This is a genomic window from Pseudoalteromonas sp. SCSIO_11900 (assembly GCF_000576475.1).
GTDB classification, from domain to species: Bacteria; Pseudomonadota; Gammaproteobacteria; order Enterobacterales; family Alteromonadaceae; genus Pseudoalteromonas; species Pseudoalteromonas tetraodonis.
Map to the genome: position 1 here is coordinate 892,798 of NZ_KK070023.1, position 15,870 is coordinate 908,667.

General features: G+C 41.2%; 11 protein-coding genes. 8 read left to right on the top strand and 3 right to left on the bottom strand.

Going from position 1 to position 15,870, the window contains the following annotated elements; genetic code table 11:
* Position 1: 1 nt before the first annotated feature.
* From dnaN to BG00_RS04150, 6 genes are all read left to right on the top strand, one after another.
* Positions 2-1,105, top strand: coding sequence for a DNA polymerase III subunit beta (gene dnaN, locus BG00_RS04125; protein ID WP_036980725.1), 1,104 nt, complete (start codon positions 2-4; stop codon positions 1,103-1,105).
* Positions 1,106-1,120: 15 nt separating this feature from the next.
* Complete coding sequence (gene recF, locus BG00_RS04130) at positions 1,121-2,215, top strand: DNA replication/repair protein RecF (protein ID WP_036980728.1); 1,095 nt, start codon at positions 1,121-1,123, stop codon at positions 2,213-2,215.
* A gap of 12 nt (positions 2,216-2,227) precedes the next feature.
* Positions 2,228-4,654, top strand: coding sequence for a DNA topoisomerase (ATP-hydrolyzing) subunit B (gene gyrB / locus BG00_RS04135; protein WP_036980730.1), 2,427 nt, complete (start codon positions 2,228-2,230; stop codon positions 4,652-4,654).
* Positions 4,655-4,794: 140 nt separating this feature from the next.
* Positions 4,795-5,697, top strand: a complete 903-nt coding sequence (gene glyQ, locus BG00_RS04140) for a glycine--tRNA ligase subunit alpha (protein ID WP_013463645.1) — start codon at positions 4,795-4,797, stop codon at positions 5,695-5,697.
* 2 nt (positions 5,698-5,699) lie between these two features.
* Entirely contained in the window at positions 5,700-7,769 is a 2,070-nt protein-coding gene (gene glyS / locus BG00_RS04145; RefSeq protein WP_036980731.1) for a glycine--tRNA ligase subunit beta, read from the top strand.
* 79 nt (positions 7,770-7,848) lie between these two features.
* A complete protein-coding gene (locus BG00_RS04150; protein ID WP_036980733.1) occupies positions 7,849-8,301 on the top strand; it encodes an early set domain-containing protein in 453 nt (150 codons plus the stop codon).
* Between the two features lie 86 nt (positions 8,302-8,387).
* On the opposite strand, the gene tusA is transcribed toward BG00_RS04150, so the two are convergent.
* The 3 genes from tusA to fadB form a co-directional block, all read right to left on the bottom strand.
* Positions 8,388-8,627, bottom strand: coding sequence for a sulfurtransferase TusA (gene tusA, locus BG00_RS04155; RefSeq protein WP_036980734.1), 240 nt, complete (start codon positions 8,625-8,627; stop codon positions 8,388-8,390).
* 249 nt (positions 8,628-8,876) lie between these two features.
* On the bottom strand, positions 8,877-10,046 hold the full coding sequence (fadA, locus tag BG00_RS04160) for an acetyl-CoA C-acyltransferase FadA (RefSeq protein WP_013463651.1): 1,170 nt from the start codon (positions 10,044-10,046) through the stop codon (positions 8,877-8,879).
* A 4-nt stretch (positions 10,047-10,050) separates the two neighbouring features.
* Positions 10,051-12,210 carry a fatty acid oxidation complex subunit alpha FadB gene (gene fadB / locus BG00_RS04165; protein ID WP_036980736.1) on the bottom strand — a complete coding sequence of 720 codons (2,160 nt, stop codon included), beginning with the start codon at positions 12,208-12,210 and terminating at the stop codon, positions 10,051-10,053.
* A 302-nt stretch (positions 12,211-12,512) separates the two neighbouring features.
* Between fadB and BG00_RS04170 the strand changes: the two genes are divergently transcribed.
* Together BG00_RS04170 and pepQ are read left to right on the top strand one after the other, a co-directional pair.
* Entirely contained in the window at positions 12,513-14,399 is a 1,887-nt protein-coding gene (locus BG00_RS04170) for a lytic transglycosylase domain-containing protein (RefSeq protein ID WP_036980738.1), read from the top strand.
* Positions 14,400-14,516: 117 nt separating this feature from the next.
* Positions 14,517-15,839 carry a Xaa-Pro dipeptidase gene (pepQ, locus tag BG00_RS04175; protein WP_036980739.1) on the top strand — a complete coding sequence of 441 codons (1,323 nt, stop codon included), beginning with the start codon at positions 14,517-14,519 and terminating at the stop codon, positions 15,837-15,839.
* Positions 15,840-15,870 lie beyond the last annotated feature (31 nt).

A 15,870-nucleotide genomic window follows, 5' to 3' on the forward strand; every position in this document is an offset into this window, starting at 1 on the left:
TATGCAAATAACAATATCAAGAGAACAATTTTTAAAACCATTGGTGCAAGTATCGGGTGCCATAGAGCGTAAGCATACGTTACCTATTTTATCTAACGTATTACTCGTGGTAGAGAATGGCCAGCTTTCAATGACAGGGACCGACCTTGAAATTGAATTAGTGGCGAGTGTATTTGTAGGTGATGATGTTGCCGATACTAAACTCACATTACCAGCTAAAAAGTTACTCGATATTTGTAAAAGTTTACCGGATGGGTCTGACCTTACTTTAAGCTTGCAAGACCATCAGCTACTTTTAACCAGTGGTAAAAGTCGTTTTTCACTGACCACTTTAGCTGCTGAAGATTTTCCTAATTTAGAGCAGTGGGATGGTGAAGTTGAATTTCAACTAACGCGTTTAGAGTTACGTAAATTACTTGAAAGCACGCACTTTTCAATGGCAAACCAAGATGTGCGTTATTATTTAAACGGCATGTCGTTTGAAGTTGATAACAGCGATATAAAGACAGTTGCCACTGATGGGCACCGTTTAGCGATTGCACAAAAGCAACTAGGTCAGTCATTAAATACACAGCGCCAATTAATTATACCGCGCAAAGGCGTGCAAGAAATTATGCGCTTAATGGTGGCCGACCAAGAGTTAGTCACTATTCAGTTTGGTGCTAACCACATTCGTATTATTGATATTGAATTTACCTTTACAAGTAAATTAGTTGATGGTCGATTCCCTGACTACCGTCGTGTTTTACCTCGAGGTGGCGATAAAGTAATTACTGCGAATCGTGAATGGCTTCGTAATGCGTTTCAGCGTGTGTCTATTTTATCGAACGAAAAGTTTCGTGGTGTGCGTTTAAATTTATCAAACGGTTTATTAAAAATTACAGCCAACAACCCAGAGCAAGAGCAAGCTGAAGAAGTGGTTGAAATAATGTACGAGGGTGATGACCTAGAAATAGGCTTTAATGTGTCTTACGTATTAGATGTACTAAATACATTAAAAACCGAAGATGTATTATTTACGCTTGCCGATTCAAATAGCAGTGCACTTATAGAAGGTGCCGGCGATGAAGAAGCTATGTACGTTGTTATGCCAATGCGTTTATAAGATCATATATACATAATGAGCTTAAGTCATTTGAGCCTCAAATATTTTCGTAATATTGAGGCACTGACGCTAGAACCAGTTAATGGCGTTAATATAATTTATGGTGAAAACGGCAGCGGAAAAACCAGCCTTTTAGAGGCTATTTATTACCTTTCTCACGGCAAATCTTTTCGAACCTCTAAACATAAAAGCATCATAGCTCATCATCAAGATCAGTTTGTTATTTATGGCCGCAAAGCGTTATACGATTTATCTATCCCTATTGGTATTAGTAAAACCCAAGCGGGTGAAACCAATTTAAAAATACAAGGTAAGGCGAGTCGAAAAGTATCTGAACTTGCCCAGTTAATGCCGGTACAAATAATAACGCCAGAAAGCTACTCACTATTTTTTGGCGGTCCTAAGGAGCGCAGAAAGTTTTTAGACTTAGGTTTGTTCCACGTGGAACATGAGTTTTTTTTCTTATGGCAATCGTTTAATAAAGTGCTTAAACAACGCAACGCCTTATTAAAATCTAAGCCTAAGAATTATTTTGACCAAATCAAGTTTTGGGACAAAGAATTTGTTAGACTGGCAGAACAAATAAATAAATTAAGAATCGCTTATATAACTAGGTTTAAGCAGCAATTTTTTGATAAAATGTGTGCAGAATTAACGCTAATACGCGATTTAGAAATTAGCTTCAATGCGGGCTGGAAAGAGAGTGAATCTCTTTGTGATGCGTTAGAGCAATGTTTTGAGCGAGATGCTCGCCAAGGCTTTACAAGTAAAGGCCCTCATAAGGCTGATTTTAGTTTTAGTGTCGCTGGCAGCAGTGTTGAGAATGTATTCTCACGCGGGCAATTAAAGTTATTGTTGTATGCGTTAAAAGTAACGCAAAATAGTTTAATTGAGTCAGAGACAGATAAGCAATCTATATTGCTAATAGATGATCTACCTTCAGAACTAAGCGAAGATACAAAAGAGAAAGTGGGCCAGTTATTGACTCACTGTAGTTCTCAAATATTTATTTCTTCAATTTTATCTGAAAGTATTTCTGCTGTGGTGGAACCCATGCAACGAGAACTAAAAATGTTCCACGTGAAACATGGCAACCTAATAACAAGATAAGTGGGATTAACCATGTCTGAGAATTATGATTCGTCGAGTATTAAAGTACTTAAAGGATTAGATGCAGTAAGAAAGCGTCCTGGTATGTATATAGGGGACACCGATGATGGTACGGGCTTACACCACATGGTGTTTGAGGTCGTTGATAACTCTATCGATGAGGCCTTGGCGGGTCACTGCGATGATATTTATGTCACTATTCACTTAGACGGTTCGGTATCTGTAAGAGATAACGGCCGTGGTATTCCTACTTCTATACATGAAGAAGAAGGTGTATCTGCAGCTGAAGTAATTATGACGGTGCTACACGCCGGTGGTAAGTTTGATGATAACTCTTATAAAGTATCAGGTGGCTTACACGGTGTTGGTGTATCGGTAGTAAATGCATTATCAGAAAAGTTAAAACTAACCATTCGTCGTGAAGGTAAACTTCATGAGCAGTTTTACACTATGGGTGTACCTGATGCACCACTAGCTGTAATTGGTGATTCTGAAACAAATGGTACTGAAATTCGTTTTTGGCCAAGTGGCGAAACGTTCACTAACCTTGATTTTCATTATGATATTTTGGCAAAGCGTTTACGCGAGTTGTCGTTTTTGAATTCAGGTGTAAGTATCATATTAAGCGATGAGCGCGAGGAAAATAAAAGCGACCACTTTAAGTACGAAGGCGGTATCAGAGCATTCGTTGAATACCTAAACCGCAATAAAACACCAGTGCATAAAGGGGTATTCCATTTTACTCACGAACGTGAAGAAGATGGTATTAGTGTAGAAGTATCAATGCAGTGGAATGATGCATTCCAAGAAAACATTTACTGTTTCACAAATAATATTCCTCAACGTGATGGTGGTACTCACTTAGCTGGTTTTAGATCGGCGCTAACGCGTACGCTTAATAACTACATGGAAAAAGAAGGCTTTAACAAAAAAGCTAAAACAACCAGTAATGCAACGGGCGATGATGCGCGTGAAGGCTTAACTGCAGTTGTGAGTGTTAAAGTACCTGATCCAAAGTTCTCATCGCAAACAAAAGACAAGCTAGTTTCTAGCGAAGTTAAGTCGGCAGTTGAGCAAGCAATGGCTGAAAAATTCACTGAGTTTTTATTGGAAAACCCATTGGATGCAAAAATTGTTGTTGGCAAAATTATTGATGCAGCACGCGCCCGTGAAGCAGCGCGTAAAGCACGTGAAATGACACGTCGTAAAGGCGCTATGGACTTAGCTGGTTTACCAGGTAAATTAGCTGATTGCCAAGAAAAAGATCCAGCTCAATCTGAACTATACATAGTGGAGGGTGACTCAGCTGGCGGTTCAGCCAAGCAGGGTCGTAACCGTAAGAATCAAGCGATTCTTCCGCTTAAAGGTAAAATCTTAAACGTAGAAAAAGCACGTTTTGATAAAATGCTATCTTCGCAAGAAGTGGCAACGCTAATTACTGCACTAGGTTGTGGTATTGGCCGTGACGAATATAACCCTGAAAAACTACGTTACCACCGTATCATAATCATGACCGATGCCGACGTGGATGGTTCTCACATTCGTACCTTGCTACTAACATTCTTTTACCGTCAAATGCCGGAAATTGTTGAACGTGGTTACATTTATATTGCTCAGCCTCCACTTTATAAAGTGAAAAAAGGCAAGCAAGAGCGCTATATTAAAGATGATCCAGCATTAGTTGATTACCTTACATCGTTAGCGCTAAGCAATGCAGCATTGTATACCAGTGATAGCGCAGAGGCGGTTGATGGTGAAGCATTAGAATCGATTGTTCACGATTATCAAAACACGGTTAAAGTTATCGAGCGCTTAAAGCGTAAGTATCCGAATACGGTTATGAACCGTTTGATTTACCAAAGTGAACTGAAAAAAGAAGACCTTTCAGACGAAGCTAAGGTAATTGCTTGGACTAAAGAGCTGGTTGATGACTTAATTGAACGTGATGAAGATGCAACTATTTTCCATGCCGGAACTGAGCACGATACAGAGCGCAACCTGTATTATCCAGTTGTGAATATTCGTCAGCATGGTGTGGATAAAGCGCACGTACTTCATTATGACTTTATTACATCAAGAGACTACCAACGCATTGCTCTAACAGGTAAAAATATTGCTAATATCATCACAGAAGGTGCATATATCCAACGTGGTGAAAAAACAAAACCTGTTGATAACTTTGTGGATGCATTGGAATGGTTGATCGCAGAGTCTAAGCGTGGGATCTACATTCAACGCTATAAAGGACTAGGTGAAATGAACCCAGATCAACTTTGGGAAACCACCATGGATCCAAGCGCACGCCGTATGTTGCAAGTGACGATTGAAGATGCTGTTGCAGCGGATCAATTGTTTGCTACGTTAATGGGCGATCAAGTTGAGCCGCGTCGTGAGTTTATTGAAACGAACGCACTGCGTGTGGTTAACTTAGACGTATAAAACATTATCGTAATCACAAAAAAGGAGCCTTAGGCTCCTTTTTTATTTTTTCAAACGCACAAACTGCTTAAAACCTGAGTGTACACAAGGTATACTGAGAGTAATTTTCACGCTACTTCTCAGATAGTAAAAAGCCAAATATGCAAAAATATGACGTTAAAACCTTTCAAGGTTTGATCCTGGCTTTACAGGATTATTGGGCACAGCAAGGCTGTGTCATTATTCAACCACTTGACATGGAAGTGGGCGCAGGGACATTTCACCCACAAACATTTTTAAAATCAATTGGCCCAGAGCCAATGTCGAGCGCATACGTTCAACCGTGTCGTCGTCCTACCGATGGTCGTTACGGTGAAAACCCAAACCGCTTACAACATTACTACCAATTCCAAGTTGTGTTAAAGCCATCTCCAGATAATATCCAAGAGCTTTATTTAGGCTCTTTAGCGGCGATGGGTATTGATACCCTCACTCACGAAGTGCGCTTTGTAGAAGATAACTGGGAATCACCAACGCTGGGTGCATGGGGACTGGGCTGGGAAATTTGGTTAAATGGTATGGAGGTAACCCAGTTTACCTACTTCCAGCAGGTGGGCGGCTTAGAATGCTCACCGGTCACAGGTGAAATTACCTACGGCCTAGAGCGTTTAGCAATGTATATTCAAGGCGTAGATAGCATTTACGACTTAGTATGGGCAGACGGTCCATTAGGGCGCGTAACCTACGGTGATGTATTCCATCAAAACGAAGTAGAGCAGTCTACTTATAATTTTGAACATGCAAACGTAGAAGACTTATTTGCACAGTTCGATAAATGTGAAGCTGAGAGCCAAAAGCTAATTGAAGCAAACTTACCATTACCTGCCTACGAGCAAGTAATGAAAGCATCGCACGCATTTAACTTATTAGACGCACGCCATGCTATTTCAGTAACCGAGCGTCAACGTTACATTTTACGCGTTCGTGCATTATCAAAAGCGTGTGCACAAAGTTATTACGATGCACGTGAAGCGCTTGGTTTCCCGCTGTGTAAGGATAAGTAAGCATGTCAGCAGAAAATTTATTAGTAGAAATTGGCACCGAAGAGTTGCCACCAAAATCACTTCGAAAATTAGCCGAAGCCTTTGCTGCAAACTTAACAGCAGAATTAGAAAGCCTAGAACTAGATCACCAAGGTGTGAGCTGGTATGCATCGCCTCGTCGTTTAGGTTTACAAGTAAAAGCACTTGAAGCTAAACAACAAGACAAAGAAGTTGAAAAACGTGGCCCTGCAACTAAAGCAGCATTTGATGCTGAAGGTAAACCAACCAAAGCAGCCATGGGTTGGGCTCGTGGTTGTGGGATTGAAGTAAAAGATGCGCAAACACTAGAAACAGATAAAGGCGCATGGTTATTGCACATTGCTAAAGTTGCAGGGCAAGAAACCAAATTACTAATGGCTGATGCAATTAGTAAAGCGCTTGCTAAATTACCTATTCCTAAACCAATGCGTTGGGGCGCGAATAAAACACAATTTATTCGCCCTGTGCATACAGTAACTATTTTACTGGGTAGTGAGCTAATAGAAGGTGAGATACTGGGTAAGCAAGTGAGCAATCAACTGCAAGGCCATCGTTTTCATCATCCAGAAAAAGTTAGCATTAACCATGCTGATGATGTGTTTGACGTACTTAAATCAGCTTACGTGATAGCTGACTACGAACAGCGTAAAGCACAAATTCGTGCGCAAATAGAAGATGCTGCAAGCGCAGTGAATGCTGTAGTTGCAATGGATGAAGATTTACTTGAAGAAGTTACTTCATTGGTTGAATGGCCAGTAACGCTAACAGCTACATTTGAAGAAGCATTTTTAGATGTGCCAGCCGAAGCGCTTATTTACACCATGAAAGACGATCAAAAATACTTTCCGTTATTAGATCAAAACGGCAAACTTTTAAATAAGTTTTTGTTTGTTTCTAATATCGAAAGTAAAGATCCAAGTGTGGTTATTTCTGGTAACGAAAAAGTAGTGCGCCCGCGTTTAGCTGATGCGCAGTTCTTCTTTGAAACAGATAAAAAGAAAACACTTGAAAGCCGACTTGAGTCGCTAGACAGCGTTTTATTCCAAAAGCAGTTAGGCACACTTAAAGATAAGTCACAGCGTATCAGTGAACTTGCAGGTTACATTGCAGAGCAACTCGGTGCAGATAAAGCACTAGCAGCGCGTGCTGGCTTATTAAGTAAAACCGATTTAATGACCGAAATGGTGATGGAATTTACCGACGTACAAGGTGTAATGGGAATGCATTACGCACGTCATGACGGTGAAGCTGAAGATGTCGCTGTTGCGCAAAACGAGCAGTACATGCCACGCTTTGCCGGCGATAACTTACCAACGAGTTTGATCAGCTGTGCAGTGGCTATTGCAGATAAGTTTGACACGCTGGTGGGTATTTTTGGTATAGGCCAAGCACCAAAAGGTGATAAAGACCCATTTGCACTTCGTCGTGCGGCCATTGGTGCATTACGTATCATGGTAGAAAAGCAGCTACCACTTGATATTTTAGACCTGGTTGCTAAATCACAAACCTTGTTTGGTGAAAAGCTGACTAACCTAAATGTATCAACCGATGTATTCGAATTTATGCTAGGGCGTTTCCGTGCTTGGTATCAAGATGAAGGCATTGAGGTAGATGTAATTCAAGCGGTACTTGCGCGCCGTCCAACGAAGCCTGTTGATTTTGATCGCCGAGTTAAAGCCGTAAGCCATTTCCGTACGTTAGACGCCGCAGAGTCGCTTGCAGCCGCTAATAAGCGTGTAAGTAACATTCTGGCTAAAAACAACATTACAACGCAAGGTAATGTTGATCAGAGCTTATTAAGTGATGATGCAGAAAAAGTATTGGCTGCGCAAGTTGCAAAATTTGCCACTGATTTAGCACCACTGTACAGCGATGGAAACTACCAAGAGGCATTAAGCCAATTAGCAGGCATTCGTGACAGTGTTGATAACTTTTTTGACAATGTCATGGTAATGGCCGACGATGAAGCGGTTAAGCAAAACCGCCTTGCGCTTTTAAGTCAGTTAAGTGGGTTATTTTTAGAAATTGCAGATATTTCTGTATTACAAAAATAACAGCCAATAGCTATTAAAAAAGCCAGCATAATGCTGGCTTTTTAGTGTTTTATTTATATTAGTTAATAGAGGATTCACCATGAAGCTCCCAATGAAACGCATTTTCACGTTAGCCTTAGTGGGCCTATTGAGTGCCTGTACCAGCCAAATTTCAATTAACGATGTGTTACCGCAGCAAGAATTGGATCGCAGTATTTATTTAAGAGGGGACTTCACATTATGGGATGCCGAACCTCAATATCAATTTAAACAAGTCGGGCCTGCGCTTTACCAAGCCCAAGTTAGGTTTTCGACCCCAGGCAAAGTGTACGAATTTAAAATAGCGGATGCAGATTTTAGTGAAGGCTTTAACTGTGGCTACAGCGATTCACAGCCAACAGGGCAAAGCCTAACACTTGGCCAATCAACACGCGCCGACTGTAATACCATTTATAATTACTTTAGCTATACACCAGCGATTAAAGGCTCCTACATAGTCAGCATTGATTTTAGTGACTACGATGAGCCGCAAGTGACGATAACGAAGAAGTAAAAGCTGTCAGTCGTTAGTTTAAAGATAAAAATAAAAAACCGTGCTTGATTTAACAAACACGGTTTTTTTATTTTGAGCTGATAGCTTTACAACCCTTTCTTCACCACATACCTATACGGTAATTCTTCAACTTCTTTAGCCACTAGCGTGTGATCCATAAAGGTACAAAAGCTGGGAATGTCGCGGGTAGTTGAGGGGTCGTCGGCAATAATAAGCAGTGTTTCACCATCGCTCATTTTGCGAATTGCAGCGCGTATCATCATCACAGGTTCTGGGCAGCGTAGACCGATAGCATCTAATTGGTGATCGGGGTTATCAAAGCTCATAAAAATTACCTGTAAAAATAGTCGTGGCTTGGTTAGGTCGGGTAGTTTAGCGCAAATAAAGCTGTTGGTTAACTATTTTACGTATAACAAAACAGCTCAACTTATTAATAGATAATCTGAAATAAATTTAATGTACTCGATCACATTATTCATTTTAAACCTGCAAAAGCTGGTGGCATAAAAAAGGCGAACTAACTTGCGCTAGTTCGCCTTTTAATCACCAAGCTGGTTTTACATATTCAACACTAATTAGTCTTGAACACGTTCAAATACAGTTGCGATGCCTTGGCCTAAACCAATACACATAGTCGCTAAACCGTATTTTGCGTTTTTGTCTTCCATTAAGTGAATAAGTGAGGTGCTAATACGCGAACCCGAACAACCCAGCGGGTGACCCAGTGCGATAGCGCCGCCATTTAAATTCACTTTTTCGTCAACCACATCCGCTAAACCTAAGTCTTTAAGTACGGGTAATGATTGTGCTGCGAATGCTTCGTTAAGTTCAGCAACATCGATGTCATCAATAGTAATACCAGCTTGTGCCAATGCTTTTTTACTTGCTGGTACTGGGCCGTAACCCATGATTGATGGATCGCAACCGGCAACGGCCATCGCGCGAATATATGCACGAATTGGTAAGCCAAGTTCTTTTGCTTTTTCTTCGCTCATCACTAACATAGCTGATGCGCCATCAGAAAGTGCTGAAGACGTACCCGCAGTAACAGAGCCCGTAGCAGGGTTAAACACTGGACGTAGCTGCGATAAACCTTCAACGGTTGTTTCAGGGCGAATTACTTCATCATCTTCAACAAGGATAAGTGAACCGTCAGCATCGTGACCTTCCATTGCTAAAATTTCGCGGCGGAAACGCCCTTCAACTGTTGCAGCATGTGCACGTTGATGCGAGCGGTAAGCAAACTCATCTTGTTGCTCACGGCTAATACCGTGAATAGTAGCAAGGTACTCAGCAGTTAAACCCATAGAGCCAGATGCTTGTGCAATTGATGTAGCTAGGCCAGGGTGAAAGTCGTTACCGTGAGTCATAGGTACGTGGCCCATGTGTTCAACACCACCAATTAGGTAAGTATCACCAGCGCCAGTCATAATAGCGCGAGCAGCGTCATGCAATGCTTGCATTGATGAGCCACATAAACGGTTAACTGTGGTTGCTGGCACTGAATGTGGAATGCCTGCAAGTAGAGATGCGTTACGTGCAACGTTAAAGCCTTGCTCTAAAGTTTGCTGTACACAACCCCAATAAATATCGTCAATTGACGCAGGGTCAACTGCTGGATTACGTTCTAATAAGCCTTTCATTAAATGAGCGCTTAAGTCTTCCGCACGTTTGTTTTTAAATACGCCGCCTTTTGAGCGACCCATTGGTGTGCGGATACAATCTACAATTACTGGATTATTCATGATATTAACCTTCCACCTTATAGAAAACACGGCCTTCTTCAGCCCACTTGCGAGTTTGCTCTGATACTTGGTAAATCGCACCTAGGTGAGCGTATTTGTCTGCTGCTGCAACAAAGTTAGCTAAACCTGTTTGATCTAAGTAACGGAACGCGCCGCCTCTAAATGGAGGGAAACCAACACCGTATACAAGTGCCATATCAGCTTCTTGAGGAGAAGCAACAATGCCTTCTTGTAAACAAAGTAGCACTTCGTTGAGCATTGGGATCATACAACGGTCAATGATTTCTTGTTTATCAAATTCTTTTGGTGCGTCTGTAATTGGTGCAAGTAGTTCAATCGCTGTTTGGTCATGCGATTTTTTAAGACGACCACGACGGTCTGTTTCGTACTTGTAAAAACCTGCTTTATTCTTTTGGCCAAAACGTTTTTCGTTAGCAAAAACAGTCACTGGATCTTTCTCTGCACGTGCCATACGTTCAGGGAAGCCGTCTGCCATTACGCCAGTACAATGGAAAGCCGTATCAATACCGACTACATCAAGTAGGTAAGCCGGACCCATAGGCCAGCCAAATACGCTTTCCATGATTTTATCTACTTTTGCAAAGTTAGCGCCTTCAACCACTAATTTGCTAAAGCCTGCAAAGTAAGGGAATAAAACACGGTTTACAAAAAAGCCTGGGCAATCGTTAACAACAATCGGCGATTTACCTAGTTTAAGTGCGTAATCAACCACGGCATTAATAGTTTTATCTGAGGTTTTTGCACCACGGATAATTTCTACTAATGGCATTTTTGGTACTGGGTTGAAAAAGTGCATACCACAGAAGTTTTCTGGTTTTTCAAGTGCTTCTGCAAGTAGGTCAATACAAATAGTCGATGTATTTGACGTGAGCACAGTGCCTTCTGGCATATTCTTTTCAAGATCAGCAAGTACTGCTTGCTTCACTTTAGGGTTCTCTACTACCGCTTCAACAATAATGTTGGCGTTTTGTAGATCTGCATCGTTAAGCGTTGGTTTGATTTTGCTAAGCGTTGCTAGCATTTTTTCCATCGGCATATGGCCGCGCTTAACTTTTGCACCTAATAGCTTAGACGCTTCACCCATACCTAAATCAAGTGCATCCTGTTGGATGTCTTTCATTATGATTGGTGTACCTTTATAAGCAGATTGGTATGCAATACCGCCGCCCATAATACCTGCGCCTAAAACAGCAGCTTGTTTAATTTCTACATCGCTGTGCTTAGCAAATTTACGTGCTTTACCTTTAATGTATTGATCCGCTAAAAAGATACCTGTTTGCGCGGCTGCTTCGTTGGTACGAGCAAGCTTTGCAAAGTTGGCATTTTCAATTGCCATTGCTTCGGCGCGTGAGCAGTTTGCTGCCGCTTTAATAGTGCGAACGGCCATAACTGGAGCAGGATAGTGGCCTTTGGTTTTACCCATAACCATACCTTCTGCCATTGCAAAGCTCATGCCTTGCTCAACACGGTTTAATTTAAGCGGTTGTAATTTTATAGCGCGTTTTGCTTGCCAATCTAGCTTGCCAGCAATCGCCAATTCTAATGTTGCTATGCCTGACTCTTGTAGTTTGTTGGCACTAACTACTGCGTCAAATGCACCTACTTTAAGGGCATCAGCTGCGCGATTTTCGTTACCTGTGGTGATCCACATCATCGCGTTATCGGCACCAATAATGCGCGGAAGACGCACTGTACCGCCAAACCCAGGCATTATGCCTAATTTAACTTCTGGTAAACCGATTTTTGCTGAGTCACTTGCAACACGATAATCGGTAGCAAGTGCCCACTCACAGCCGCCGCCAAGCGCCAAGCCGTTTACAGCACTGAGTGTTGGGAATGGTAAGTCTTCAATTGCATCAAAAACGTCAGTTGCATCTTTGATCCACGTTACTAATTCTGCTTCAGGCTTAGTAAAAGTAGGTAAAAATTCGAAGATATCGGCACCAATAATAAAGTGGTCTTTATCACTGGTAAAAATCATGCCTTTAATATCAGTGTTAGCGGCTAATTCTTTTAATGCTGCCGCGCAATCTGAAAGAGTTTGTTGAGATAATGTGTTTACAGAACCTGTAGCACAAAACTTAAACTCGGCGATGTTTTCCTTCACGAAGCTAACTTCAAAGGAATCGCTTTTATATAACATTATTATTCTCCCTAGTTGATGAACTAAGACTGGTACGATGAGTTCATATTCAGACCAGTGTGCTTGCTTTAAATTAAAAATGCAACGAAAAATTTATCTTGGTTACAAACGTCTGGTTAAAATATAGCTGGTTTGGTGCTAAGGTGGGTTTGAAAGTTTTCTTTATTCATTTTATTGCGCTGTCTTAGTGTTCATAGCTTGGGTTTTATTAGAATAAATAGTACAGCTGTGTATGTGCTGTTGTTTACTTGCTCTTCGCCACACTTCGCCAGCCTTAAAGGTTACATGCCCTAAAGGACATTATGAAAAAATACTTATTAAGCGTAGCGGCAGCGACTCTATTTCTTTCTTTTACCTCTGCCAATGCGAAAACTGATATTGATGCATTTTTAGACGCTGAAAAACAGGCGCGCTATGGCAATTATCAAAATTTTAAAGAAGCGGTAGATTCATTGTCTCATCCGCTTAAACCGTATGTTGAAAAAGCATATTGGGAACGTTACCCCAGCTTAGCCCACCAAACAGAGATAGAAAATTTTCTCACTATTTATGAACATACGCCATTAGAGTGGCCAGTGCGTAAAGCATGGTTAAACTATTTAAAACGCAGAAATCAAAAAGCAGCGTTTATTAAAAACTATCGTGAAACCTCTGACAGTGAGCTTACTTGTACCCACCTTACTTTTCAGCTTGATCTTGGTGCGCCTAAAAAAGCAATACTCAATCAGGTAACCGACTTATGGACAGTGGGTGAGTCGCAGCCCAGTGAATGCGATGGCCTTTTTAAACGCTGGCGTCAAGATGGTTATTTAACGCCCGATGTTGTTTGGCAACGGGTCACTTTAGCGGCACAAGGTGGGTCTTATCGTTTACTGCCTTATTTAAAAACATTGTTGCCAGCCAATGAGCGCTACTTAGCCGATTTATACTCAAAAGTAAGACGTGACCCAAGTGCAGCGGCGGGGTTATACCGTTATAAGCGCAAAACAGTGAAAGAGGGTGAAATAGCGCTTTATGGTATTAAGCGTTTAATTTGGCGTGATAAAGAGTTGGCATTAAAGGCGTGGCAAAAAATTGAGGGGTTATTTGATTACACTGATGATGAAAAAGCGGATGTATATTATACCTTTGCGCTTTCATTGGCGTCGAGCGGCCATAGCCAAGCGAGCTTCTATTTAAATAAAGTACCTAAAGAGCGCCAAGATCGTAAATTAATGCAATGGCAGTTAGCTAATCTACTCAAAACCCAAGATTGGGAGGGAATTGCGGCATTTTTTACAGGTAAAGAAAATCTTAGCTTAGGGCAACAGTATTGGCTTGCTTATAGTTATGACAAACGCGCAGATCATGAAAAAGCCAAGGCAATTTGGACTAAAGTGGCCGCTAACCGTGATTATTACGGTTTTTTAGCCGCTGCGCGTTTGGGGATACCGGTTGACTTAAATGAGTTGCCCGTTAATGTAAATCAAGCTTTAGTAACAAGAGTGAGTAACGCACCGGGCTTTAAGCGTGCCAAAGCCCTGTATGAATTAGAGCGCTTTACTGCCGCTCGACGCGAGTGGAATTATTTAACTGATACCTCAACTGATGATGAAAAATTAGCTGCGTCGGTACTTGCAGCCGAGCTGGATTGGTTTGATAGTACTATATTCACCCTAGCAAAAATAAAAGCATGGGATTATGTGGATTTGCGTTTCCCTTTTGCATTTCAAGAAATGTTTGAGCGTTACAGCAAGCGAAGCAAAATTGACCTAACTTGGAGTATTGCCATTGCACGTCGCGAAAGCTCATTTGCACCTGATGCGCGCTCTCATGCAAATGCACGCGGGTTAATGCAGTTATTACCAAGTACGGCAAAGTATATTAATAAAGGCACGGTTTCTAATCGTCGTTTGTATCAACCAAAAACCAACATTCGTCTTGGGACTCGTTATTTACAGTATTTAAAAAAGAAAAACCACGGCAATGAGGTGCTAGCTACAGCATCTTATAACGCTGGGTACCATCGTATTAAACGCTGGATACCTGAAGAGGCAATGCCGGCTGAGCTATGGGTTGAGCTTATTCCTTACAGAGAAACCCGAGATTATGTAAAAAATGTATTTGCTTATCGGCAGGTTTATCATACTCGCCTTGGTCGGGAGGGAAACCTTCTAGCCCCCATATTAGAAATGACGATGGGCGGATAGTAAAAATAAATCTACAACCACAGAGGGATATTTAGACAGTAAGTATCCCTCTTTTTTGAGCGCTTTGTGTATAAGTGGTAGACTCAAAGCAAGTTAAATTTAACAGATGGGTTTATTATGGAAAAATTAGCCGTTTTATACGCCGAACATATTGCAACATTGCAACAGCGTACACGTACTATTTGTGAGCAAGAAGGGTTAGAAGGATTAGTCATTCATTCAGGCCAAGCTAAGCGCCAATTTTTAGATGATATGTATTACCCGTTTAAAGTTAACCCTCATTTTAAAGCGTGGCTACCGGTTATTGATAATCCACATTGCTGGATTGTGGTAAATGGTAGCGATAAGCCAAAACTTATTTTTTATCGCCCAATTGATTTTTGGCATAAAGTACCTGATGAGCCAAGAAATTTTTGGGCAGAATACTTCGATATTGAATTATTATTACAACCTGATCAGGTTGAAAAGCTACTACCTTACGATAAAGCTAAATTTGCCTACATTGGTGAATACCTCGAAGTAGCACAAGCACTTGGCTTTAGTATTATGAACCCTGAGCCAGTACTTAACTATATTCATTACCACCGTGCTTATAAAACGCAATATGAGCTTGAGTGTTTGCGTAATGCTAATCGCATTGCGGTTGATGGCCATAAAGCAGCGCGTGATGCGTTTTTTAATGGTGGTAGTGAGTTTGATATTCAGCAAGCCTACTTAATGGCAACGCGTCAAAGTGAAAACGAAATGCCATATGGTAATATTGTGGCCCTTAACGAAAACTGCGCTATTTTGCACTACACTCATTTTGAGCCAAAAGCACCACAAACGCATAATTCATTTTTAATTGATGCGGGCGCTAACTTTAATGGTTACGCTGCAGATATTACCCGTACCTACGACTTTAAAAAGCAGGGTGAGTTTGCTGACTTAGTTAACGCTATGACAGCGCATCAAATTGAGTTAGGAAAAAGCTTAAAGCCAGGTTTACTGTATGGCGATCTGCATATTGATTGTCATAACCGTATTGCTCAGCTATTAAGTGATTTTAATATTGTTAAACTACCGGCAGCGGAAATTGTTGAGCGTCAAATTACCTCAACTTTCTTCCCGCATGGCTTAGGGCATCATTTAGGTGCACAGGTTCACGATGTGGGTGGTTTTATGCGTGATGAAACAGGGGCACATCAAGCGCCACCAGAAGGCCATCCATTTTTACGCTGCACTCGCTTAATTGAGAAAAACCAAGTGTTTACTATTGAGCCAGGTTTGTACTTTATTGACTCTTTATTGGGTGATTTAGCACAAACAGACAATAAGCAGTTTATTAACTGGGAAAAGGTCGAAGCGTTTAAACCTTTTGGCGGTATTCGTATCGAGGACAATATTATTGTTCACGAAGATAGCCTAGAAAATATGACGCGTAATTTATTACTCGACTAAATCCTTATTAAAGACGAGTTAGCCAATACGC